Annotated in this window: 21 protein-coding genes; 6 read left to right on the plus strand and 15 right to left on the minus strand. The window is 65.5% G+C overall.

Features of this window, described 5'->3' with window-relative positions:
• Positions 1-37: 37 nt before the first annotated feature.
• The 4 genes from IGS74_RS01940 to IGS74_RS01955 form a co-directional block, all read right to left on the minus strand.
• Positions 38-568 carry a protease inhibitor Inh/omp19 family protein gene (locus tag IGS74_RS01940; protein WP_192388929.1) on the minus strand — a complete coding sequence of 177 codons (531 nt, stop codon included), beginning with the start codon at positions 566-568 and terminating at the stop codon, positions 38-40.
• A gap of 169 nt (positions 569-737) precedes the next feature.
• Positions 738-1,415, minus strand: a complete 678-nt coding sequence (locus IGS74_RS01945) for a carbonic anhydrase (protein ID WP_192388931.1) — start codon at positions 1,413-1,415, stop codon at positions 738-740.
• A 73-nt stretch (positions 1,416-1,488) separates the two neighbouring features.
• Positions 1,489-2,397, minus strand: a complete 909-nt coding sequence (gene pdxY / locus IGS74_RS01950; RefSeq protein ID WP_192388933.1) for a pyridoxal kinase PdxY — start codon at positions 2,395-2,397, stop codon at positions 1,489-1,491.
• Between the two features lie 9 nt (positions 2,398-2,406).
• Positions 2,407-2,664 carry a hypothetical protein gene (locus IGS74_RS01955; protein WP_039194946.1) on the minus strand — a complete coding sequence of 86 codons (258 nt, stop codon included), beginning with the start codon at positions 2,662-2,664 and terminating at the stop codon, positions 2,407-2,409.
• Between the two features lie 161 nt (positions 2,665-2,825).
• Between IGS74_RS01955 and IGS74_RS01960 the strand changes: the two genes are divergently transcribed.
• Positions 2,826-7,700, plus strand: a complete 4,875-nt coding sequence (locus tag IGS74_RS01960; RefSeq protein WP_192388935.1) for an NAD-glutamate dehydrogenase — start codon at positions 2,826-2,828, stop codon at positions 7,698-7,700.
• Positions 7,701-7,772: 72 nt separating this feature from the next.
• Here IGS74_RS01960 and purH read toward each other — a convergent pair whose 3' ends face one another.
• The 5 genes from purH to htpX form a co-directional block, all read right to left on the minus strand.
• Entirely contained in the window at positions 7,773-9,386 is a 1,614-nt protein-coding gene (gene purH, locus IGS74_RS01965) for a bifunctional phosphoribosylaminoimidazolecarboxamide formyltransferase/IMP cyclohydrolase (protein WP_192388937.1), read from the minus strand.
• A 136-nt stretch (positions 9,387-9,522) separates the two neighbouring features.
• A complete protein-coding gene (locus tag IGS74_RS01970; protein ID WP_192388939.1) occupies positions 9,523-9,681 on the minus strand; it encodes a hypothetical protein in 159 nt (52 codons plus the stop codon).
• Between the two features lie 70 nt (positions 9,682-9,751).
• On the minus strand, positions 9,752-11,497 hold the full coding sequence (locus tag IGS74_RS01975; RefSeq protein WP_192388941.1) for a heparinase II/III family protein: 1,746 nt from the start codon (positions 11,495-11,497) through the stop codon (positions 9,752-9,754).
• 37 nt (positions 11,498-11,534) lie between these two features.
• Positions 11,535-12,929, minus strand: coding sequence for a transcription antitermination factor NusB (locus IGS74_RS01980; RefSeq protein ID WP_246722823.1), 1,395 nt, complete (start codon positions 12,927-12,929; stop codon positions 11,535-11,537).
• Positions 12,926-13,906: a zinc metalloprotease HtpX gene (gene htpX / locus IGS74_RS01985; protein ID WP_192388945.1), complete on the minus strand. Its 981-nt coding sequence runs from the start codon at positions 13,904-13,906 to the stop codon at positions 12,926-12,928. Before htpX ends, IGS74_RS01980 begins: the two co-directional genes overlap by 4 nt.
• 111 nt (positions 13,907-14,017) lie before the next feature.
• On the opposite strand from htpX, the gene IGS74_RS01990 reads away from it, so the two are divergent.
• From IGS74_RS01990 to IGS74_RS02000, 3 genes are all read left to right on the plus strand, one after another.
• Complete coding sequence (locus IGS74_RS01990; protein ID WP_192388947.1) at positions 14,018-14,218, plus strand: DUF1674 domain-containing protein; 201 nt, start codon at positions 14,018-14,020, stop codon at positions 14,216-14,218.
• Positions 14,219-14,350: 132 nt separating this feature from the next.
• Positions 14,351-14,674: a quaternary ammonium compound efflux SMR transporter SugE gene (gene sugE / locus IGS74_RS01995; protein ID WP_192388949.1), complete on the plus strand. Its 324-nt coding sequence runs from the start codon at positions 14,351-14,353 to the stop codon at positions 14,672-14,674.
• Positions 14,675-14,782: 108 nt separating this feature from the next.
• Positions 14,783-16,078 (plus strand): cyclopropane-fatty-acyl-phospholipid synthase family protein, encoded by a 1,296-nt coding sequence (locus IGS74_RS02000; RefSeq protein WP_246722824.1) that lies wholly within the window; start codon positions 14,783-14,785, stop codon positions 16,076-16,078.
• 235 nt (positions 16,079-16,313) lie between these two features.
• Here IGS74_RS02000 and IGS74_RS02005 read toward each other — a convergent pair whose 3' ends face one another.
• From IGS74_RS02005 to IGS74_RS02015, 3 genes are read right to left on the minus strand one after another with little or no spacing between them, the layout of a single operon-like run.
• Positions 16,314-16,700: a helix-turn-helix domain-containing protein gene (locus IGS74_RS02005; protein ID WP_192388953.1), complete on the minus strand. Its 387-nt coding sequence runs from the start codon at positions 16,698-16,700 to the stop codon at positions 16,314-16,316.
• On the minus strand, positions 16,697-17,236 hold the full coding sequence (locus tag IGS74_RS02010) for a Smr/MutS family protein (protein WP_192388954.1): 540 nt from the start codon (positions 17,234-17,236) through the stop codon (positions 16,697-16,699). The genes IGS74_RS02005 and IGS74_RS02010 overlap by 4 nt, the downstream gene beginning before the upstream one ends.
• 14 nt (positions 17,237-17,250) lie before the next feature.
• The gene (locus IGS74_RS02015) at positions 17,251-17,946 is read right to left on the minus strand and encodes a Tim44/TimA family putative adaptor protein (RefSeq protein WP_192388956.1); all 696 of its coding nucleotides are present in this window, start codon (positions 17,944-17,946) and stop codon (positions 17,251-17,253) included.
• A 148-nt stretch (positions 17,947-18,094) separates the two neighbouring features.
• On the opposite strand from IGS74_RS02015, the gene IGS74_RS02020 reads away from it, so the two are divergent.
• Complete coding sequence (locus IGS74_RS02020) at positions 18,095-18,625, plus strand: FxsA family protein (protein ID WP_192388958.1); 531 nt, start codon at positions 18,095-18,097, stop codon at positions 18,623-18,625.
• Between the two features lie 73 nt (positions 18,626-18,698).
• On the plus strand, positions 18,699-19,193 hold the full coding sequence (gene secB / locus IGS74_RS02025) for a protein-export chaperone SecB (protein WP_039194959.1): 495 nt from the start codon (positions 18,699-18,701) through the stop codon (positions 19,191-19,193).
• A gap of 70 nt (positions 19,194-19,263) precedes the next feature.
• Here secB and dnaQ read toward each other — a convergent pair whose 3' ends face one another.
• From dnaQ to IGS74_RS02040, 3 genes are all read right to left on the minus strand, one after another.
• Positions 19,264-19,974 (minus strand): DNA polymerase III subunit epsilon, encoded by a 711-nt coding sequence (dnaQ, locus tag IGS74_RS02030; RefSeq protein ID WP_192388960.1) that lies wholly within the window; start codon positions 19,972-19,974, stop codon positions 19,264-19,266.
• A 73-nt stretch (positions 19,975-20,047) separates the two neighbouring features.
• Positions 20,048-20,626: a dephospho-CoA kinase gene (gene coaE, locus IGS74_RS02035; RefSeq protein ID WP_192388961.1), complete on the minus strand. Its 579-nt coding sequence runs from the start codon at positions 20,624-20,626 to the stop codon at positions 20,048-20,050.
• Between the two features lie 4 nt (positions 20,627-20,630).
• Positions 20,631-21,035, minus strand: coding sequence for a hypothetical protein (locus IGS74_RS02040; RefSeq protein WP_039194962.1), 405 nt, complete (start codon positions 21,033-21,035; stop codon positions 20,631-20,633).

A 21,035-nucleotide genomic window follows, 5' to 3' on the forward strand; every position in this document is an offset into this window, starting at 1 on the left:
GCGGGCGTCGCGCAAGGCGACGCCCCGCGGGTTCGCGTCAGCGATAAAGGCTGATCTGCGTTCCGCCGGAGGTGGTGCCCTCGAAGCGCGTACCGCCCGTATTGTTGAGCGTCGCGACGGTGCCGCCCTGGTTGTCCTTCAGCACGACCTGGCTGCCGGACACGTCCCATGCGGAAATATCGGCAACCTGGCCGGGGCAGCCGCGGGATGCAGCGCGATAACCGCCCGTCCACTGCGTCAGCGCCATGAAGATCTGGCAGTTGCCGCCGCCCGCCGAAACGCGCCAGGCACCGACCAGCCCTTCCCGCGTCACGGGCGCGGTGGAGGCCGACTGGGCCGGAGCTGCGCCCGGCGTGGCCGAAGCGTCGGTTGGCAGCGTACCGGCCGCCGGCGCCGGAGGCGCGGGAGGCGGCGGAAGCTGGTTGGAATAGACTTGTCCGGTCGGCGCAGGCGTCAACGGGGCCGGCTGGCCATAGCCGCCGCCGAGCGAAGGCCCGGCCGTCTGCGTGCAGCCGGCCAGCATCGCCAGAGCCAGAGTAGCGGCACCCATCTTGATCCATTGCGTCATACGCCGATCCCTCTCTATCGCGTCCGGCCGACCAGACATGGCCTGACCTTGACATAAGCCTTGCGTCAACCCTTCAAGATAATTTTTTAGCGGGCTTCGCAAGGGGCGGACACCCCAAACCCGGATCGACGATCGGTATTTTGTTGCCCGGCCGCCACAAAAGATACACTCAGGGCCGTTCGGCCGCGACCGGCTCAGGGTCGACATCCACCAGCGGCCGCTGAAAATCGCCGGTCTGGGCGTCCATTGCCCATAATTCCCCGGTGGAAATATCGAACCATGCGCCATGCAGCGACAGCCGCCCCTTGCCTTCCAGGATGGAGACGCACGGGAAGGTACGCAGGTTGGCAAGCGACATGCGAATGGAAATGCGCTCCAGCGCGGTCTGTTTCTCGCTGTCGGTCAGCATCTCGTTGCCGGCCACGCCCTGCGCCAACGGCTCGATGAGGCTCATCCACTTGCCGATGAAGTCACCGGGCGACAACGGCTTGGAGCCAGGGTGGAGCGCCGCATTGATGCCGCCGCAGCGGCCATGCCCCATGACGACGATGTGCTTGACCTTGAGCGCCTGGACCGCAAACTCCAGCGCTGCGGAAGTGCCGTGAAACTCGCCGTCCGGCGTGTAGGGCGGCACGAGGTTGGCGACGTTGCGCACCACGAACAGTTCGCCGGGCGCCGATCCGAAGATGGTTTCGGGCGCCGCGCGCGAGTCGCAGCAGGCGATGACCAGCGTCTCGGGCGCCTGCCCGTCCCTCGCGAGAGAGCGGTAGCGCTGCGTTTCCTGAAGATAGCGGCCTTCGATGAACTGGCGATAGCCGTCCAGGAGGTGTCCCGGCAGAAGTGACATGGAAGGTGCTGCTCCCTGCATGGCGTCGGGTTTCGTCTACCTGCATTTTAGGCCCAAGCACAACAGTCCGCTTTCAGGCGCGGCGACCGCCCGCACCGGCCAGGCGCCGCATCTGGACCATCGCGAGCGGCGAGCGCAGCGCATCGGCGTCGGTTTCCAGCGTCAGCTCGTCGGCGCCCCGTTTCGTCGTACGGGCAAGGATTTCGTACACCGCCGCGGTGGTGGACTGAAGTGCCTTTTCGGGAGACGCACCGCCGAGCAGCCGGGCAAGGAAGACGGCGGCCGTCAGGTCGCCCGTGCCGCTGGGCGCCCCGTCGATATGCCGGTGTTCGGCCAGCGTCGCAGAGAATCCGTCCACCAGGAGGTTGGCGATCCCCCCGCGCAGGAGCGCGAAAGCGGAGGTGACGAGCACCAGGCGCGGCCCCAATGTGGCCGCCGCCTCGATCAGGTGCTGGTTCGTATTCAGTTCCAGCCCCGTCAGGAACTGAAGCTCGAAGCGGTTGGGCGTCGCGATGTCGGCGAGCGGAATGAGCAGTTCGCGGATGGCCTCAAGTGTTTCGGGCGGTTGATAGAGCCGGCCACCGCCCTGTCCGCCATCGCCCAGCACCGGATCGCAGACGAAGAGCGCATCCGGACTTCGCGCCTTCACCGCCTGCACCAGGCGCGCCATGTCCTCGACCTGGCCCGGCGCGCCGAAGTAGCCCGTCACCACGGCACCGATCTCGCCAAGCTTGGGCGAGTTGCAAAGATCCTCGACAAAGGCCGAGAATTCCTGTGGCCCGGGCACCAGCCGGGTCGCGTGGCCGTGGCCGGGGTGCCACGGCAATGTCACGGTCGGAACCGACCATACGGGATGCCCGAGCGATTCGAGCGCGAACACGATCGCCCGGTTTCCGACGGTGCCGCGGACGACATGGCTGGAGACGGCGATGACCGCAGCTTTATCGGTTCCGGAGCTTTCGGGATTCGAACGGAGCGCCATATGGACGTGTTACGGGATGAGATAGGTGATGATGAGGGACCCCGCGAGAAACAGGAAGAATGCCAGACCGGCCAGCCGGCCGATGCGCGTTCCCAGCACCTCCATCCTGTCGGACTGGTCTGCGTCGGCCGCGCCGAAATGCCGTCGCGCATCGAGCACGATGCGCTCGATGCCGGCCCCGGTCTGCGGCTCTGTCTCCTGCCGGACACGGGTCAGGATAGCGTCGGACTGGCGCCGGCGCTCGTCTTCCGGATGCTGTTTTTCCATGCGCGCGAGCCTGACCGAAAACCCCGCCGAGGGCAATGGCCTTGCAGCCCGGTGGACATTAGCCGGCGCGCGCCGTATGTGCCGCCCCAAACAGCTGATTCCCATAACGTTCATGGGAATTCTCTCGAAGAAACAATAATACGAATGACCGGAAACGACCTATGATCACTTCCCAGAAGGCCCGGATAATCGAGGATGTCCTGAGAGAGGCTCCGGATGGGCCCGCCAGACGGCTGGTTCCGATGCTGCTGGCGCGTCCGCCGGCAGAGGATCTCAGTGCCTTTTCGGCCAAGGCCCTTGCCATATCCGCGGAACGGGCCTTCGCCGCGCTCGACGCGCATCGCTCCGGCAGGCCGCTCGTGGTCACCGAACAGCCGGACGGGTTCGTTCTCGACGGGCGCAAGCTGCTCCTGATCACACTGGTCAACGACGACCGGCCGTTCCTCTTCGACAGTGCCGTCGCCGAAGTGGCGGATTCCGTTCCGGCGATCCACTACATCTCGCATCCGATCCTGGACATTCACCGCGATGGCGATGGCCGGATCGTCTCGTTCGAGGCATCGCGGCCGGAAGCGGCGAGCGACCTGGATTCCCGCGTCAGCCTGATCCAGTTCGCGCTGGAAATTCCGCTGGAGGTCGAATCCATCAGCGGGCTCAAGGCCCGGCTCGAGACGATCCTGAACCAGGTGCTCGTCGTCAACAGCGATTTCGATGCGATGCTGGCCCGCGTGCGCCACGCGGCCGCGGAACTGCAGGCGCGGGCAGACCGGATCGACAACCAGGAAGACAAGGCGACCGCCGAGGAGGCCGTCAGGCTGCTGGAATGGCTGCTCGACAACAATTTCAGCTTCTTCGGCATTCGTGAGTTCACCTATCACCGCGATGCGGAAGGTGAAACCATGTCCCGCGTCGAGGGGTCGGAGTTGGGCATCCTTCGGGACAGGGACGTGCGGGTCCTGCGAAAGGAACGCACGGCCCAGGTGACGAGCCCGGAAATGCACGCGTTTCTGGACGAAGCGAACCCGCTCCTGGTCGCCAAGGCCAATACGCGATCGCTGGTCCACCGCCGCGTGTACATGGACTATGTCGGGGTCAAGGAGTTCGATGGGGACGGACGCATCGTCGGCGAAATGCGAATCGTGGGTCTGTTCACGTCCAGCGCCTACACCCAGTCGATCCGGACCATTCCGTTTATCCGGCAGAAGGCCGAGCGCGTCATCAGGCGCTTCGACTTCCGCCCGCAATCCCATTCGGCCCGGGCGCTCCTGAACATCCTGGAGACCTATCCGCGCGACGAGCTGTTCCAGATCGACGTGGACACGCTGGAAACCTTCGTCGGCATCATGATGGAGCTGGGCGAGCGCCCGCGCGTCCGTCTGCTGCCGCGCATCGATCCGTTCGACCGGTTCGTTTCGGCCATCGTCTTCCTGCCGCGCCAGCGCTACGATACCCGTCTGCGCGAAGCGGTGGGCCAGTTGCTGGCACAGGCCTATGAGGGCCACGTCTCCGCCTTCTATCCCTCGATCTCGGACGGTCCGCTGACCTCCGTCCACTTCATCATCGGCCGCTCGGGCCGGGAAGGCGTCATCCCGCGCCCCGATGTGGAAGCTCTGGAAGCCGAGATCGCCCAGCTCTCCCGGGACTGGGCCGCCGATGTCGAGACGGCCCTGGCCAGCACGGGCCGGGCGGGCGACTACCGGATGCTCCTGGCCGCGCTGCCGGACGGGTATCGCGAGGTGACATCGGCTGAGGATGCCGCGCGCGACCTCACCCGCATCGCAGCCCTGTCCGAGGCGTCGCCCTTCACGATCGATTTCTACCGTCTGGACGGCGATGCCGACCATATCGTCCGGCTCAAGCTCTATACGCTCGGCGACACGCTGCCCCTCTCCACGCGCGTACCCGTCCTGGACAATATGGGCCTTTCGGCCCTGTCCGAGCGCAGCTTCACCGTGCACCGGCCAGACGGCCTCCTGGTCCATATCCACGACATGGACCTGACCCGCCGCAATGGCGGCACGATCGAACTTCTCGATGGCGGTCTGGCGCTCGAGTCCCTGTTCCAGGCGGTCTCGGACGGACGCATCGAAAACGACGGCTTCAACCGGCTGGTTCTCGAAGCCGGGCTGGAATGGCGGCAGGCCAACGTGCTGCGGGCCTATGCCCGCTACATGCGCCAGACCGGCCTGCCCTTCTCGCAGGAGTTCATCGCCGATACGCTGGTGCGCTATCCCCGGATCGCTGCGCTGCTGTTCGATCTCTTCGCCCGCAGCTTCGATCCGTCGCTGCCACGCGTACCCGACAGCGCCGAGCCGGAAGGCGACCTCCTTGCCAAGGCCGCCAGCCAGCGCGGATGCGGGGCCATCCTCGCCGATCTGCGTACTGCCCTCGACAAGGTCGATTCGCTCGAAGACGACCGCGTGCTGCAGCGCTTCGTCACCATCGTGCTGGCGACGCTTCGGACCAATTACTTCAGCGTCACGGACGTCTCGGCCGCTTCCGACTCGGCGCCCGGCCATGTCGCGCCGGCCCTGGCCTTCAAGTTCGATCCGCACCGGATCGAGGGGCTGCCGCAGCCCGTGCCTTTCGCCGAGATCTTCGTATTCGACGCACGTGTCGAAGGCGTCCATCTGCGCTTCGGCAAGGTGGCGCGCGGCGGGCTGCGCTGGTCGGATCGCAGCCAGGACTACCGCACCGAGGTGCTGGGCCTGGTGAAGGCGCAGCAGGTCAAGAATGCCGTGATCGTGCCCGTCGGCGCGAAAGGCGGGTTCTACCCCAAGAGACTGCCCGATCCCGCCCACCGCGAAGCCTGGTTCGAGGCCGGCCGGTCGGCCTATGTGGTCTTCATCGCCTCCCTGCTGTCGGTCACCGATACAGTCACGCCCGAAGGAACCGTCACCCCGGCCAACCTTGTCCGCCACGATGCGCAGGACCCCTATTTCGTGGTCGCCGCCGACAAGGGAACGGCGACATTCTCCGATACGGCCAACGCCATCGCCATGGCCGACGGGTTCTGGCTGGACGACGCCTTCGCCTCCGGCGGGTCGGCCGGCTACGACCACAAGGCAATGGGCATCACGGCGCGCGGCGCCTGGGAGGCCGTGAAGCGCCATTTCCGGGAGATGGATCACGATATCCAGACGACGCCCTTCACGGCGGCGGGCTGCGGCGACATGTCGGGCGACGTGTTCGGCAACGGCATGCTCCTGTCGCCGGCGACACGGCTCATAGCCGCATTCGACCATCGCGATATCTTCATCGACCCCTCGCCCGACGCCCCCACATCCTTTGCCGAACGGCAGCGGCTGTTTCAGAAACCGCGCTCGAGCTGGGCCGATTACGATCGCAGCCTGATTTCAGAGGGCGGCGGTGTCTTCTCGCGGCGTGAAAAGCGCATAACCCTGTCCGAGGCGGCCGCCGAAGCCATCGGCTGGGACAAGCGCACCGGCACGCCCTCGGAGGTCATCTCCGCCATTCTCAGGGCGCCCGTGGACCTCCTGTGGTTCGGCGGCATCGGCACCTATATCCGCGCCGATGCGGAAACCGCCGCGGATGTCGGAGACAAGGCCAATGACAGCGTCCGCATCGCGGGGCGCGAGGTACGCGCCGCCGTCGTGGGCGAAGGGGCCAATCTCGGCGTCACCCAGCGCGGCCGTATCGAATACGCCCTGCGCGGCGGCCGCATCAACACCGACGCCATCGACAATTCCGCGGGCGTGAATACCTCTGACGTCGAGGTGAACATCAAGATCGCGCTGAAGAGCGCCATGGCGGAAGGTCGCCTTGCGCGACCGGACCGCAATGCGTTGCTGGCGCGCATGACGCCGGATGTGGCGGACCTCGTTCTGGCCAACAATTACGAGCAGACGCTCGCTTTGTCCCTCGAGCAGATCGCCGGGGCCGACAGGTTGCCGCTCCAGGGCCGCCTCATATCGCGCCTGGAAGGCGAGAAGCGGCTGGACAGGGCGGTGGAGTATCTGCCGAACGACCGCGAGCTGGCCGACTTCAAGGCGGCCGGTCGTGGGCTGACGCGGCCCGAGCTGGCCGTCCTGCTGGCCTATGCGAAGATCGATCTCTTCGACCAGCTGATCGCCAGCCCCCTGCCGGACGATCCCTACCTGGAGGCAAGGCTGTTCGCCTATTTCCCGCCTGCCATGCGTGACGGCCATCGGGGCGACATCCAGAGCCACCGGCTACGCCGCGAGATCATCGCAACCGATCTCGCCAACGCACTCGCCAATCGCCTTGGGCCGTGCTTCCCGACGGCGATGAGCGACGCGACGGGCGCCACGTCGGCACAGGTGACGCGCGCCTTCGTCGTCGCCTATGACGGGCTCGACATGGCCGCGTTGATCTCCCGGATCGATGCGCAGGACAACCAGTTGCCCGGCTCCGTCCAGAACGAGCTGTATCGGACCGTGGCGCTGACCCTCCAGATCGTGACCGCATGGCTGGTCCGCAACATGCCTCCGGAAACGGAAACCTCGGTGGCCGTCGCGGCCCTGCAGCGCATGCAGTCCACCATGAAGCCGAAACTTTTGGAGCTTGCCAGCGACCGCGCTCGGGACAAGTATGCGGCCCGCCTGCAGGCACTGCTGGACAAGGATATCCCCGAGGAGCTGGCGCACGAGGTCGCGCTGCTTCCGCTGATCGGCCTGATTCCGGACGCCGCCCGCGTTTCACGTGAAACGGGCAAGCCGGGCGATGACGTCCTGTCGGCCTATTTCCAGATGACGAAGCGGCTGCGCATCGGCCGGCTGGAGACGGCGATCATGGGCATCCGGCCGCAGGATTATTTCGAGACCCTGACGCTGGAGCGTGCCGGCAGCCAGATATCCAACGCGCGGCGCAGGCTGACCACCGATGTCCTGACGCGCTTCGGCCAGAGCGACGACCCGGTTGCCGCCTGGGCAGCCGAAGAGGGAGACAAGATCGACCGGATTGCAGAGCGAATCAGCGAACTCGTCGGCAGTGGCGAAACATCGGTTGCACGGCTGACGCTGGCAGCGGGACTGCTGATGGACCTCGCGGGCTGAGCCCATCGACAGACAGGAAAGGGGCGCGCCATGTCATGGCGCGCCCTTTTTCATGACGGGTTCCGGCCCGGATCAGTGGCGGAAATGGCGCATTCCGGTAAACACCATGGCAAGGCCGTTTTCGTCCGCCGCCTTGATGACGTCGTCGTCCCGCATCGAGCCACCCGGCTGGATAACGGCGGTGGCACCGGCCGCGACGGCCGACAGAAGACCGTCGGCGAACGGGAAGAACGCATCCGACGCGACCACCGAGCCCCTGGTCAGCACCGGGCCGCCGGCTGCCTCGGCCGCGTCCTCGGCCTTGCGGGCGGCGATCCGCGCCGAATCCACGCGGCTCATCTGCCCGGCGCCGATGCCGACCGTCGCCAGGTCCTTCGCATAGACGATGGCATTCGATTTTACGTGCTTGGCGACGCGGAAGGCGAATTTCAGGTCGGCCATCTCTTCGGCGGTGGGCTGGCGCCGCGTCACCACCTTCAGGGTCACATCGTCGATATGACCGTTGTCGCGGCTCTGGACCAGCAGGCCCCCGGCAACCGACTTCACCATCAGCCCCGGCATGCGCGGATCGGGGAGGCCATCGGTCAGGAGCAGGCGCAGGTTCTTCTTCGCCGCGACGATCCGCATCGCCTCTTCGGCGGCGCCAGGCGCGATGATGACTTCGGTGAAGATCTGGGTGATCTCGGCGGCCGTGGCGGCGTCGAGACGGCGGTTGAGCGCGACGATCCCGCCAAAGGCGGACACCGTGTCGCACGCATAGGCGCGCCGATACGCATCCAGCAAGGTTTCGCCCTCGGCCACACCGCAGGGGTTGGCATGCTTGATGATGGCAACCGCCGCCGCCCGCGCCGGATCGAACTCGGCGACCAGCTCGAAGGCGGCGTCCGTATCGTTGAGGTTGTTGTAGGACAGTTCCTTGCCCTGCACCTGCCGCGCTGTCGCGACACCGGCCCGGTTTTCGGACGTATGGTAGAAGCTGGCGTGCTGATGCGGATTTTCGCCGTAGCGCAGGGTGCTGGCCAGCGTTCCGGCAAAGCTGCGGCGCTTGGGCGCCGCATCCTGCCCCACCGCCGCAAACCAGTTCGATACCGCGGCGTCGTAGCCTGCCGTCAGCGCGAACGCCTTGCCCGCCAGCTTGCGCCGAAGCTCCAGATCGGTCTGTCCGTCCCCTGCAACCATGGTGTCCATGAACGTCGCATAATCGGCGGGATCGGTCAGGACGGTGACATAGGGATGGTTCTTCGCGCCGGCGCGGATCATGGCAGGTCCGCCGATGTCGATATTCTCGACGATGGCGGCGGCATCCGCGCCTGACGCCACCGTCTCCTCGAATGGATAGAGGTTGACGACCAGAAGATCGATCCCGGCTATACCGTGGGCCTGCATCGCCTCGGCATGGGCGGGGTCGGCGCGAATGCCCAGAAGGCCGCCATGCACGTTCGGATGCAGCGTCTTCACGCGCCCATCCATGATTTCCGGAAACCCGGTCAGCTCGGAGACATCCTTGACGACGAGGCCAAGGGCGCTCAGGGCACGCGCTGTCCCGCCCGTCGACAACAGTTCCACGCCCTGCCCGGCCAGAAAGCGCGCCAGCTCCTCTATCCCCGTCTTGTCGAAGACGGACAGAAGGGCGCGCCGGATCGGAAGTCGGTCCGGGGCAGGATAGGTGTTTGCTGCAATGGCCATCACGATCTCCGGCTCGGCGCGCCTCATGTCGATAGGGCGCGCAGGATAGCTGACATGCGGGCAGCGCCCGCCTTCGAGCCGGGGTGATAGGGCATTTTGACGAAGAGTTAAATCGCCTGCTGATGTCGTTTGCGGCTCATTCGGCCGCCCGGCCGGCGCGGAACGGCTCTGTCTGCCGCGCCAGATCGTCCATCGTCTGGGGGGCAACCGTTACGGCGCGGCTCATGCCGCAACCGCTGAGGGCCAGGCATGCAGCCAATGCGGCCAATGAAAGACGAGGTGCTGAGGCAGCCATGGCGATATCCCGGTCCCTTGAGGTCGACCGCGAATATAGGGCGCTCGCGCCGTCCGGCTGCCTCCGTCGGCTACAACCGTCGTTCGAGGCGCCAGTGAAGCTCGGCCTGATTATCGCCGAAGGTCAGGACGATCTGGCGTGTGCGCCGCGCACCGCGCGGATCCGCAAAGAAGATCGATTCCTCGAGCGCGGGGGCGCCATCGGCAAAGAACCACCAGACTTCGCCGCCGGCAAACAGGCGAATGCCGCTACCGGCGATTTCGGCTTCCACATCCGGGTGGAGGTGGAAACGGACATGAGTTTCGGCCACGGCGTTTCCGGCGCGGCCACGCGCCGGGCGATTGGAGCGGAACAGGCGGTCCCACCCCTCCACCAGGCGGCCATCGCGCGACAGGAACAGGTCCCGCTCGTGGACCAGTCCGAAATTCGCACGGTATCCATCATGCGCCATGGACAGATGCAGGCCGTCGGCCTTCTCCTGCCGCTCTGCGACCACCTTGGTCGGCCCCGATACGAGCGGGCTTCCGAGAAAGCGGTCGATCAGCCGCGACCGCGCGAAGCGTGACGAGGAATGGTCGGCGACCGTCAGCGTCGAATGGGCGGCCGTGCTGCGAGCCAGCCGCCGCCAGGCGGCCTCCGCCTTTGGCGGCGCGCCGCAGTTGACGATCAGGCGCCGTGCGCCGGACGAAAATTCGAAGGCCAGCGTACCGGCGTGGGCGTCCACCGACAACGCGCCCTCGGGTGCAACGCCGGTATCGGCGACCAGGGTGCAATTGCCCTGCGCCAGCCGGTGATATCCAGTCTGCCGCATGTGGGATACCGGTTCGCCCAATGTCTCGTCGAACCGCAGAAGCGCGAGCATTAACGCCTGGCTGCCGGACGTCGCCCCGTTGAACAGAGCAAGCGCGCCATCGGCATGGCGGAAGAAGCGAAGTGCCGGCAGCATACGGTCGATCGCCGCCAGCAGGCTCCGCGGCACGGGCTGCTGGCGTTGCGAAAACAGCTGCCGCAGCGGCAGAAGGAGCGACAGAATCTCGACGATGGTTTCGGGATTACGCGAGACATGTCCGCCATCGGGAAAGATCTGGCGATCCAGCTCGTCAGACACGTTCTGCGCCGCCGTCTTCATCTGATGGGCGTGCGCATGGATACAAAGGGCGGCATAGGCCAGGGCGATCCGCACCATCAGGCGCGGCATGCCGTCGGTGACTTCCGGTGCGATGCGCCGCAGATAGCGCGCCTCGGCCGCGATGAGATCCAGGAACCGCCCCCGGAACTCGTCCTTGCCCTGGGCCATGACGATCGGGCAATGGGTCAGGAAGGAGATGACACGGCGCGCCATCACCTCCGGTGCGGTGCAGACAGGCGAACGCCGCCGCCGGGGCAAGCCCATGAAATCGTCGACGAGGGCGCGTGCGTTCTCCGCTGCGAGGGCGTCCTGCATTTCCGACAGGTGCCGCAGCCACGAGAAACCGTAAAGCTCGGCCTGCCAGGCCAGGGGCGCGTCACGCCGCTCGAAAGGCGACGTATCGGTAATCTCCACGCGGTGTCCCGCCAGATGGAAATCGCCGGCATAGATGGTCTCGGCGGTCGCCATGTCGCCGTGACGGAATTCACGCGGGACGGCCAGGATGCGGTCCGGCCCCATGCCCGGCAGGATCGACAGCCAGGGTGCGCGCGCCACGCGCCGCGCCCGGCGCCATGCCTCTCTCAGCGCAAGACCTGCCAACCGTGGGTCGTCAACCAGTTCCGCAGCCATGATCGCCGGGCTCCCCTGCGCGGCCGCCCTCGTCAGGAAGCCGTCGCGATGATTCACTCATGCGGCATTTTCGTGAATCGAGGTAAAATTCTTATTAACCGCCGGTCGCCGGAAGGCGCAGCAATCGCGCCGCGTAGAATCCGTCCAGGCCGGCCAGGGCCGGGTTGGCGTCCGGCACCATTGCCGGCGTGGTCCGGACATCGCCGGCCGGCGAGATGGCGGCTTCCAGCCCCGGCAGTTCATCGGCCGTCACGGGCTTTCTGCGATAGTCGGAATGGGCCGCCAGAAATGCCTCGACGATGGCTTCTCCTTCGGCAGGGTCCAGCGAGCAGTTCGAGAAGACGAGCACGCCCCCCGGTCGTACGGCGCGGGCCGCGTGCCGCAGAAGGTCGGCCTGCACGGCCGCCAGCTTGTCCACTTCTTCAGCGCTCTTCGTATAGGCGACGTCGGGGTGGCGGCGGATCGTGCCCGTCGAGGAGCAGGGCGCATCCAGGAGCACGCCGTCGAACGACCCGCCGGAGACGATGTCGGCCTGCCTGATATCGCCGTGCACCGCCCTTACCGGCAGACGAAGCCGCTGGAAATTCTCTTCCAGGCGAGCCAGCCGGCTTGCCGATATGTCCATCGCGGTGACCTCGGCTCCCGCGGCGGCCAGTTGCGCCGTCTTGCCGCCCGGCGCTGCACAGAGGTCGGCGATCCGGGCACCTGCGACAGCACCGAACAGTCTTGCGGGTATGGCCGCGGCAGCATCCTGCACCCACCAGGCCCCCTCGTCGAACCCGGTCAGTTCCTGCACCGGTCGGGATGGGTCCGCCTCCAGGCGGACGGTTCCGAAGGACAGCAGATGACCGCCCAGACGCTCCGCCCACAGGGCCGCATCGCCGTCGCGGACGGTGATGTCCACCGGTGCGATGGCGCGATGGGCGGCGGCGATGGCGGCCAGCGCTTCCGTGCCATAGGCCGGCAACAGACGCTGCTGCAGCCATTTCGGCATATCGACCAGCGGATCGGCCTGCCCGGCGATCAGGCCGTCCCTCTCGCGGGATACGCGTCGCAGGATCGCGTTGACCAGGCCGGCGAACCGGCGAAGGCGGGGATCGCCATGCGTTTGCGAGACGGCAAGATCGACGGCGGCGGAATCCGGCACGTCCAGAAACAGGATCTGGGCCATGGCCGTATGGAGCAGGCTGTGCAGGGCGTCGGCATTGCCCGGTAGCGGGCGTTCGAGGCATTGTGCCAGGATCGCGTCCAGCGTTCCGCGCCGCCGCAGCGCCGAAACGAGAATGGCGCGCACCAGGGATTGGTCCCTGCCCTCCAGACGCCGGAAGGCCGGGTGGCCGCCTTTGCGGTCGGTCAGGCCATCCAGCGATGTCTGCGACACGACGACGGCCGACAAAAGCCGGGTGGCAACCTGGCGCGCCGCCAGGCCCGGCTTGTCGTCCCTATCCGCGTCCGCGAGCGCACGCCCGGTCCGCGGCTTTTTCTTCAACCCCATGGTCCTCGTCGTCCACCGCCGCTGTTGCTTCCGCCGCTCCATGGACCGCGCTGCCGCCCCTCGTCAAGGAAGCCGCTTTCCCGCGTCGCCGACGAGAGCCGGCCGGATCCGCCGGCGGCGGGCTGCATTTCGGCAGCCTGGGCCTTGAGGGCAGCAATCCGGTTGTTGGTGTCGGGATGTGTCGAGAAGAGATTGTCCATCCGCTGGCCATTCAGCGGATTGACGATGAACATATGGGCGGTCGCCGGGTTGCGCTCGGCATCGACATTGACGGTCCGTCCTGCGGCCGAGGCGATCTTGGCCAAGGCCGATGCCAGCCAGATCGGATTGCCGGCGATTTCCGCGCCGCGCCTGTCGGCCGAGTATTCCCGCGTCCGGGAGATCGCCATCTGGACGATCATGGCGGCCAGCGGGGCGACGATCACCGCTGCGAGGACGCCGATGATGCCCAGCGGATTGCCGTTGTTCTCGCGGTTGCCGCCAAAGAAGAACGCAAAGTTGCCGAGCATCGAGATGGCACCCGCCAGCGTGGCCGTGATGGTCATGATCAGCGTATCGCGGTTCTCCACATGGGCCAGCTCATGCGCCATGACCCCGGCGACCTCCTCCGGCGTCAGTTGCCGCAGCAGGCCGGTGGTCGCGGCCACGGCGGCATTCTGCGGGTTGCGGCCCGTTGCGAATGCGTTGGGCTGGTCGTTCTCGATGATGTACACGCGCGGCATCGGCAGGCCGGCATTGGCGGCCAACCCCTTCACGAGCCGGTAATAATCCGGAGCGGTGCGCTCATCCACCTCATGCGCGTGATGCATGCGCAGGACCATCTTGTCGGCGTTCCAGTACGCAAAGAAATTCATGCCGATGGCGATGAGGAGTGCGATCATCATGCCGCCACGGCCGCCGATCAACAAACCGACCCCCATGAAAAGGGCGGTCATCACCGCGATCAGCATGGCAGTCTTGAGCCTGTTCATAAGCGTCGATATCTCCAGCGTTACAAGGCCGTGAGGCCTATGTACAATCTGGTAAGGCCATGTGCGTCCTTCAATACTGGGACGATCGGCAGCACGCCATGGAGCAGGATCATGACGCAGGACAAAGCAGCGCCGGCACGGCGTTTCGAGGATCTGCCGCCGGCGGCGCAACGGGCTCTGCTGGAAGCCCGGCAACGGCGCGCCGCCGAGCCGAAGACAGACGACAAGCCCGTCGAGATCAATGGACGCGACGGCCCGGAACCGGTCCGCTACGGAGACTGGGAAAAGAACGGCATTGCCTCGGATTTTTGATGGTCGCAGCTTGATCGGACGGCGCCCGGCCCCCATTTCCCGCCATGGGACACCGCATTGGCGCGTGTCGAAGGACGACCTTCCCTCAAGGCCATTCCCGCTGGACGACCCGCGCTACTCGGAGTTTTCGTCATGGCCTGGGCCTATCTTCTCGTCGCTGGTGTCCTGGAGGTCGTCTGGGCCTTCTCGATGAAGCAATCCGCAGGCTTCACACGCCTGGTGCCGAGCATCGTCACCATTCTGTTCATGGGCGCCAGCTTCGCCCTGCTGTCGATATCGATGCGGACGCTGCCACTCGGAACCGCCTATGTCATCTGGACGGGCATCGGCGCCGTTGGCGCTTTCATCGTTGGCGTCGTCGTCCTTGGTGAAGCCGCCAATCCGACCCGATTGCTGGCGGCGGCGTTGATCGTCACAGGGCTGATCCTGATGAAGCTCGCCACGCCCTCGGGCTGAAATTCGGGCCCCGCTACACCGAAAAGTGATCGGCATCGCCCCAGACCCTTCCTCTGTTGCGATGCCGTGCTATTCTCAGGCGGACTTATCATGCGGGGAGTGTTTCACGTGAGACACGAAATTGTTCGCGCCGAAGATGCGAGTGCCCGGACCCTCGCCCGGTTGATCCGGCAGGGATATGAAAGCTTCCAACCGGAAATCGCGGTCCGTCTGTGGACGGGTGAGCGCCTCGGGCCGGTGGATGGACCGGTCGTGGTACTGCATGATCCCGTGGCGTTGTCGCGCCTTGCCTTCCGGCCGACGATCACCACGCTCGTCGAGCTGTGGATGGAAAAAGCCTTCGATATCGAGGACGGCACGCTGTTCGACGTCGCTGGCGTCAAGAGCCGGGTCAAGACCAAGCAGGCCCTGAAACAGATCGGCAAGTGGCAGGTGGCGCGCGCGCTGCCTGCGCTGGTACGGCTGCGGCGCCAGGGAAAGGTCGTCCATGCGGCGATCGGGGAAGGCGCCGGCGCCAGTGGCTCCACCAGGCAGGCCATCCAATATCATTACGATGTCTCCAACGATTTCTACCGGCTGTTCCTGGACCAGCGCATGCTCTACTCCTGCGCGTACTTCGATGGCTGGCACGACGATCTCGACAGGGCTCAGCGCGACAAGCTGGACATGATCTGCCGAAAACTGCGCCTGCAGCCGGGCGAACGTATGCTCGACATCGGCAGCGGCTGGGGTGCGCTCCTGATCCACGCAGTGTCCCATTACGGGGTCGTGGGCCACGGCGTCACGCTGAGCCAGGCCCAGTTCGACCTGTCGCGCGAGCGGATCGCCGAAGCCGGATTATCCGACCGGATCACGATCGAGCTGAAGCCGTTTCAGGATCTGTCCGGAAGCTTCGACAAGATATCCTCCATCGGCATGTTCGAGCATGTGGGCTTTGCCCATCACGACGAGTACTTTGCCGCGGTCCATCGGCTTCTGGAACCGGGCGGGCTCTATCTGCACCATGCCATAACGCGCCCCGCCAAGAAGACGGTGCGGCAGTTCCATCGCAAATCGGCGGAATACAAGGCTTTGACGCAATACATCTTTCCGGGGGGCGAGCTGGATTATATCGGCCACTCCCTTCAGAAGCTCGAGGCCTACCGTTTCGAGATCCACGACGTGGAAGGGTGGCGGGAGCACTATGCCCGAACCCTCAGGCTGTGGGCCAATCGGTTGCAGGACAACATGGAAGCCGCGATCGGAATGATCGGAGAGCCGCGGGCCCGGCTCTGGCTGGCCTATCTCGTGGGATGTGCCATCAGCTTCGAACGCGGCGATGCGTTGATCCAGCAAACGCTGGCCTCTCGGAAGGTGAAGGGGCCCAGCAGGCTGCCGCCGACGCGCCGCGACCTGTATGCCTGAACCAAAAGGGCCGCCCCGTCGAAGGAGCGGCCCCGTGATTGCGAGCTCTTGCCGTCAGGCCGTGCCTGAATGGCCGAAAGCCATCGTCAGAAAGAAGGCTGCCCCTTCCCGTCGACGCGCATTTCCGATCCTGTCGGCAATTGCAAACCACTCGACATTGGATCACCTCCTTCCGTTTCGTTGAACATGGGTTGATATTGGGGACCACCGATGGCCATTGCAAGGCAGGCGAAGGTTATTTTACGCGTCGGCCCGCCTCGATACGTCCTGCGGCCTGCTCCAGTATCTCCAGAAGCTGCCGGATATCCGCCGGGCTGAGGGATCCGATGGTTTCCGCCAGGCGATTGGCCAGCACCGTCGCCTCGGGCGCGAGCCCTCCGGTTTCCACCGTCACCCGTGGATGGGACAACTCGGCCAGCCGCTCCAGCTCTTCCGCATCGTCCCAGATCACACCCAGATAGCCGATCATCCGCTGCAGCAGATACCAGCTCGGACGACCGCGCCGGCCATGCTCCAGTGCCGACAGATAGGCTCCGGAAACGCCGAGCGCTTCCGCCATCTGGCCCTGGCTGACCCCTTTTTCGCGCCGTAGCGCACGGACCTTCTCTCCGAATGGTGTCATGTCTTTCGCAGCCTGACGTAGAACGCGCCGTCCCCACCGTGGCTTCGCTCGGCGACGTCGAACCCCGAGACGAGGCGGCGGAAGGCATCCGTGGCGATCCAGTGCGGGAATGCGCGCCGCAATGCGCCGGTCGATCCGGACGAGGATCCCCGGCCGGTGATCACCAGAACATGGCGCAGCCCCATGCCGTGGGCAGACCGGAGGAAACCCAGCAGCGCATAATGCGCCACGGCCTCGGTCTTGCCGTGAAGGTCTATGCGGGCGTCGATCTCCAGCCGGCCCCGGCCCAGCTTGCGCCGTACCGGCCGGTCGATCGTCTCCTGGACAATATGGGAGCGCGCCGGCGGGCCCGGCGCAATGTCCGGCCGTGGGGCCGTGCCCGGCCTGACCTGCGCTTCCGGCGTTCTGCCGGCTCCGGCAAGGGCATCTTCAGGCGGCTCGGGCAGCAGGGCCCGCCCTGGCAGCGGACGCGCGGTGCGCGCGACGGCCGACCACAGGCGCTTGTCTTCCTCGGTCAGGACGCCTCGCCGCTTCATGCCTCAAGAGAGCCTCAGCTTTCTTCAGATTCGGTCTCTACCAGCTTCCAGTTCGGATCGCGCGAACGGGTGTCGCGCGCGAAGGTCCACACGTCCCGAACCTCGACAACCGTCTCCGGATCGCCATCCGCAACGGTGCCGTCGGGCTTGAGAACGGCAGAGATAAGCTGGGAGACGATGCGCAGGGTCACGTAGGCCTCGGTGCCCTTCAACTCGGCCGATACGATCTTTGCATCGTCGATTCCGACGAACGAGGATTGCATGCGCTCGCCGCGCTTTTCGCGGTCGGTGATGGCCGTATCGAAGCCCTGGTAGACTTCCGGGGAAAGGAGGTTGCGCAGCAGCTTCCTGTCACCGTCCGCAAAGGCGGTCACGATCATTTCATAAGCGATCTTCGCTCCATCCACGAAGGTCGGTGCGTCGAAGGACGGATCTGCATCCTTGATCCTGCGCAGTTCGGTATTGGTTGCCGTGCCCGGCTCCGCCAGCTTGTCGATGGCCTCGTAGCTGCTGGCGACCGGCTCGGTGTCCGGCAGGCGGCGGCTGGGCAGGGTTACGACGTTGCCCGGGCTCGCGGCCCCGTTCTGGTCGTTGCGCGTGTAGGGATCGTAGGGCGGGCGCTCGTTGCCGGTGCGGCGCCCCAGTACCGTCCACAACTGGTAGAGGACGATCACCGTCACCACGATAAAGAAGATCGTCCCGAAACCCATGCTCTCCGCATCCCTTGAATCCGTGTAAAAGCTATCCGACGCATATAGACATGGTGCGCGCGGCATTCAAATCACGCCGCGCGATACCTATGTGCCCGATATTCACTCCGCCTCTAAGGCATCCGACCGGGAAAGACACCGCCTGCCCATGCCCGCACTCCTCGTCCTGATCGCAATTCTTGCTCTTCCAATGGTCGAGATCGGCGTCTTCATCGCCGTCGGCAGCCAGATCGGTATCGGCTGGACCCTGGCCCTCGTGGTGGTCTCGTTCCTGCTCGGCATCGTCCTGTTTCGCAGGCAGGGGTTCTCCACGCTCAAGGCCGCCCAGGCGGAAGCACGCGCCGGTGTTGTTCCGGAGCGCCCGATCGTCCATGGCGCGATGATCGTCCTAGGGTCGATCCTGTTGATGATCCCGGGTTTCGTCACCGACATCTTCGGCCTGCTGCTTTTCGTCCCGCCGGTGCGCGACATGATCTGGAATGCGATGCGCTCCCGCATCACCGTTCGGGCGTACGGCCCCGGCCATGCCACCTATACGGCCGGAACCGCGCATCGCGTGGGCCCGGAGGTGATAGACCTTCAGGAAGACGATTTCGAACGCCGGGACAGCGATCCGGACTCGCCATGGTCGGACGGCCAGGCAGGCGACAACCGTAGGTTGCCTCCAGACCGGTCGTAGGCTCGCTTGTCTCGCCGGACCCGGCATGCTAGCGCAACACCAGCCTGACGCATCGATATCACGAGGAAATTTGATGTCCGAAACCGAAAAGGCCAATGGCCAGACTGCCCCGGCCGCGGCCCCCAGCCTGAACGTGCTGACGCAGTACATCAAGGATCTCTCCTTCGAGAGCCCGAATGCGCCCGGCGTTCTTCGTGGACAGGGAAAGCCGCCGGCAATCAACATCGGCGTCAACGTCTCCGCCCTGCCGGTCACCGGCTCCAACGGCGAGTACGATGTCAAGCTGACGCTCAACGCCCGTGCGGGCGAAGGCGCGGAAGCGATGTTCCTGGTCGAACTGCAGTATGGCGGCATCTTCCGGGTCGAGAATTTCCCGCAGGAGCATCTCCTGCCGGTTCTTTTCATCGAGTGCCCTCGCCTTCTGTTCCCCTTTGCACGCCAGGTCATCGCCGACGTCACGCGGAACGGCGGTTTCCCGCCTCTGATGGTCGATCCTATCGATTTTGCTGCGCTGTTCCAGCAGCGCATGGCCGAAGAGCGCGCCCGCCAGCAGGTGCAGCCTTCCTGATACCAGGCCCATCGGATCCATCGTCAGGGCGCCACTCGGTGGCGCCCTTTTTCATGGCCATTGCCCGGGATCAGTCGGCGGGCAGATAGGTGCGCCAGATGGCCTCTTCGCCGAGCGTCGCCACGAAGGCGGCGTGACGGGCGCGCTGCGCGTCGTCCAACCGGGGCGGCAAGGCGATTGGCCGCTGCCGGGTCGGTTGCAGCACGACGTCGCCAAGCGTGTCGTTGCCCTGGGATCGGCCTTCTTCCGGATTCAGCAGCAAGGCCGCCTGGCGGCCACCGATCAGCTCGATATAGACCTGCGCCAGAAGCTCGGAGTCCACGAGCGCCCCGTGCTTGTCGCGGCGCGACGTATCGATCTGGAATCGCGAGCACAGGGCATCCAGCGTCGCCGGTGCCATCGGAAACTTGCGCCGCGCCATGGGGAGCGTGTCGATGATCGACGACAGGGGAATCTCCTGCCGTCCAAGGCGCTTCATCTCGGCGTTCAGGAAGCGCACGTCGAATGCCGCATTGTGCGCGATCAGCATCGCATCGCTGAAAAACGCGACGAAGTCGTCCGCCACCTCTTCGAACAACGGCTTATCCTTCAGGAAATCGTCTGAAATCCCGTGGATGTCGAATGCCCCCGGATCGACCCGCCTTCCCGCCGGCCGAATGAAGCAATGGAACTCCCGGCCCGTCGGAATATGGTTCCACAACTCGATGCCGCCGATCTCGATGACCCGGTCGGCCTCGAAATCGAGCCCGGTCGTTTCCGTATCGAAGACGATTTCGCGCATGGAACAACCCTTGACACCCCAGCCTGTCCCCTCTTCGCGCATCGGCTAGCGCGCCTCAACCCCGATCGTGAAGTTATCCAAGGTGCCGAACGATTGCCTCCACCGCCGTCCTGGCCGCGTCGAGGCCCGACGCGGTATCGATCACGAAATCCGCCTTTGCCCGCTTGTCGGCGTCGGGGATCTGCCGTGCCAGGATCGCGTCCAGCTTCTGCGCCGTCATACCGGGCCTCGCCAGCACCCGCTCGCGCTGGACGGCCTCCGGCGCGGTAACGACGAGGACCGCGTCCATATCCGCCTCCCGTCCGGTTTCGAACAGCAGCGGAATGTCGAGGACGACGAGCGGATGGCCGTTGCGCCGCGCCGCATCCAGAAAGTCGGCCTCCGCCTCCCGCACCAGAGGATGGACGATCGCTTCCAGCGTGCGTAGTGCGTCGGGATTGCCGACAACCGCCTGCGACAGCGCAGCGCGGTCGATGACGCCGTCGCGCAGGGTCCCTGGAAAGGCGTCGTCGATCCGTTGTGCCCGAGGTCCGGCGTAGATGCGGTGCACGGACGCGTCGGCGCTGTACACAGGAACGCCCAGCGCCTCGAACATGGCCGCCGTCGTGCTTTTGCCCATCCCGATGGATCCGGTGAGGCCGAGGATCTTCACCCCGTCAGTCCGTGACCGTGCTGGTAATGCGCAAGGCATTGTCCTGCCCGTCCCGCACCAGAAGATACCGGCACGAGAATTCCAGCGCCACGTCGCCGTCGGCGCGCTCGTGGCGCCACCGAAGAACGGCATTGGCGCTTTCGACGCCTCCCGTCAGCTCCAGGATGTCGAAGCGCGTATGCACGATCTCTTCGCGCTCGAAGACGTCCAGCAGGGCCTCGATGTTTTCGAGGAGTTCGTCTTCGTCGGCAAAGCTATTGCCGCGTCCGCCCTGCCACAGGGTTGCAGGGAAGGCAAAGCAGGCGGCCACGGCATCGCAGTCGAAATCGTCGAACCCTTCGGCGTAGTCGGTGAAGAGGCCCATCACCTCGTCCCTTGCCGTCTCTGCGCCCTGCCCTGCCGTATCCAT

Source organism: Aureimonas sp. OT7, from assembly GCF_014844055.1.
GTDB classification, from domain to species: Bacteria; Pseudomonadota; Alphaproteobacteria; order Rhizobiales; family Rhizobiaceae; genus Aureimonas; species Aureimonas altamirensis_A.

What these genes read in the sequence shown, in the direction of transcription:
- IGS74_RS01940 (WP_192388929.1), bottom strand. Translation starts at nt 568, where the DNA reads ATGACGCAATGGATCAAGATGGGTGCCGCTACTCTGGCTCTGGCGATG.
- IGS74_RS01945 (WP_192388931.1), bottom strand. Translation starts at nt 1,415, where the DNA reads ATGTCACTTCTGCCGGGACACCTCCTGGACGGCTATCGCCAGTTCATC.
- pdxY (WP_192388933.1), bottom strand. Translation starts at nt 2,397, where the DNA reads ATGGCGCTCCGTTCGAATCCCGAAAGCTCCGGAACCGATAAAGCTGCG.
- IGS74_RS01955 (WP_039194946.1), bottom strand. Translation starts at nt 2,664, where the DNA reads ATGGAAAAACAGCATCCGGAAGACGAGCGCCGGCGCCAGTCCGACGCT.
- IGS74_RS01960 (WP_192388935.1), top strand. Translation starts at nt 2,826, where the DNA reads ATGATCACTTCCCAGAAGGCCCGGATAATCGAGGATGTCCTGAGAGAG.
- purH (WP_192388937.1), bottom strand. Translation starts at nt 9,386, where the DNA reads ATGGCCATTGCAGCAAACACCTATCCTGCCCCGGACCGACTTCCGATC.
- IGS74_RS01970 (WP_192388939.1), bottom strand. Translation starts at nt 9,681, where the DNA reads ATGGCTGCCTCAGCACCTCGTCTTTCATTGGCCGCATTGGCTGCATGC.
- htpX (WP_192388945.1), bottom strand. Translation starts at nt 13,906, where the DNA reads ATGAACAGGCTCAAGACTGCCATGCTGATCGCGGTGATGACCGCCCTT.
- IGS74_RS01990 (WP_192388947.1), top strand. Translation starts at nt 14,018, where the DNA reads ATGACGCAGGACAAAGCAGCGCCGGCACGGCGTTTCGAGGATCTGCCG.
- sugE (WP_192388949.1), top strand. Translation starts at nt 14,351, where the DNA reads ATGGCCTGGGCCTATCTTCTCGTCGCTGGTGTCCTGGAGGTCGTCTGG.
- IGS74_RS02005 (WP_192388953.1), bottom strand. Translation starts at nt 16,700, where the DNA reads ATGACACCATTCGGAGAGAAGGTCCGTGCGCTACGGCGCGAAAAAGGG.
- IGS74_RS02010 (WP_192388954.1), bottom strand. Translation starts at nt 17,236, where the DNA reads ATGAAGCGGCGAGGCGTCCTGACCGAGGAAGACAAGCGCCTGTGGTCG.
- IGS74_RS02015 (WP_192388956.1), bottom strand. Translation starts at nt 17,946, where the DNA reads ATGGGTTTCGGGACGATCTTCTTTATCGTGGTGACGGTGATCGTCCTC.
- IGS74_RS02020 (WP_192388958.1), top strand. Translation starts at nt 18,095, where the DNA reads ATGCCCGCACTCCTCGTCCTGATCGCAATTCTTGCTCTTCCAATGGTC.
- secB (WP_039194959.1), top strand. Translation starts at nt 18,699, where the DNA reads ATGTCCGAAACCGAAAAGGCCAATGGCCAGACTGCCCCGGCCGCGGCC.
- dnaQ (WP_192388960.1), bottom strand. Translation starts at nt 19,974, where the DNA reads ATGCGCGAAATCGTCTTCGATACGGAAACGACCGGGCTCGATTTCGAG.
- IGS74_RS02040 (WP_039194962.1), bottom strand. Translation starts at nt 21,035, where the DNA reads ATGGATACGGCAGGGCAGGGCGCAGAGACGGCAAGGGACGAGGTGATG.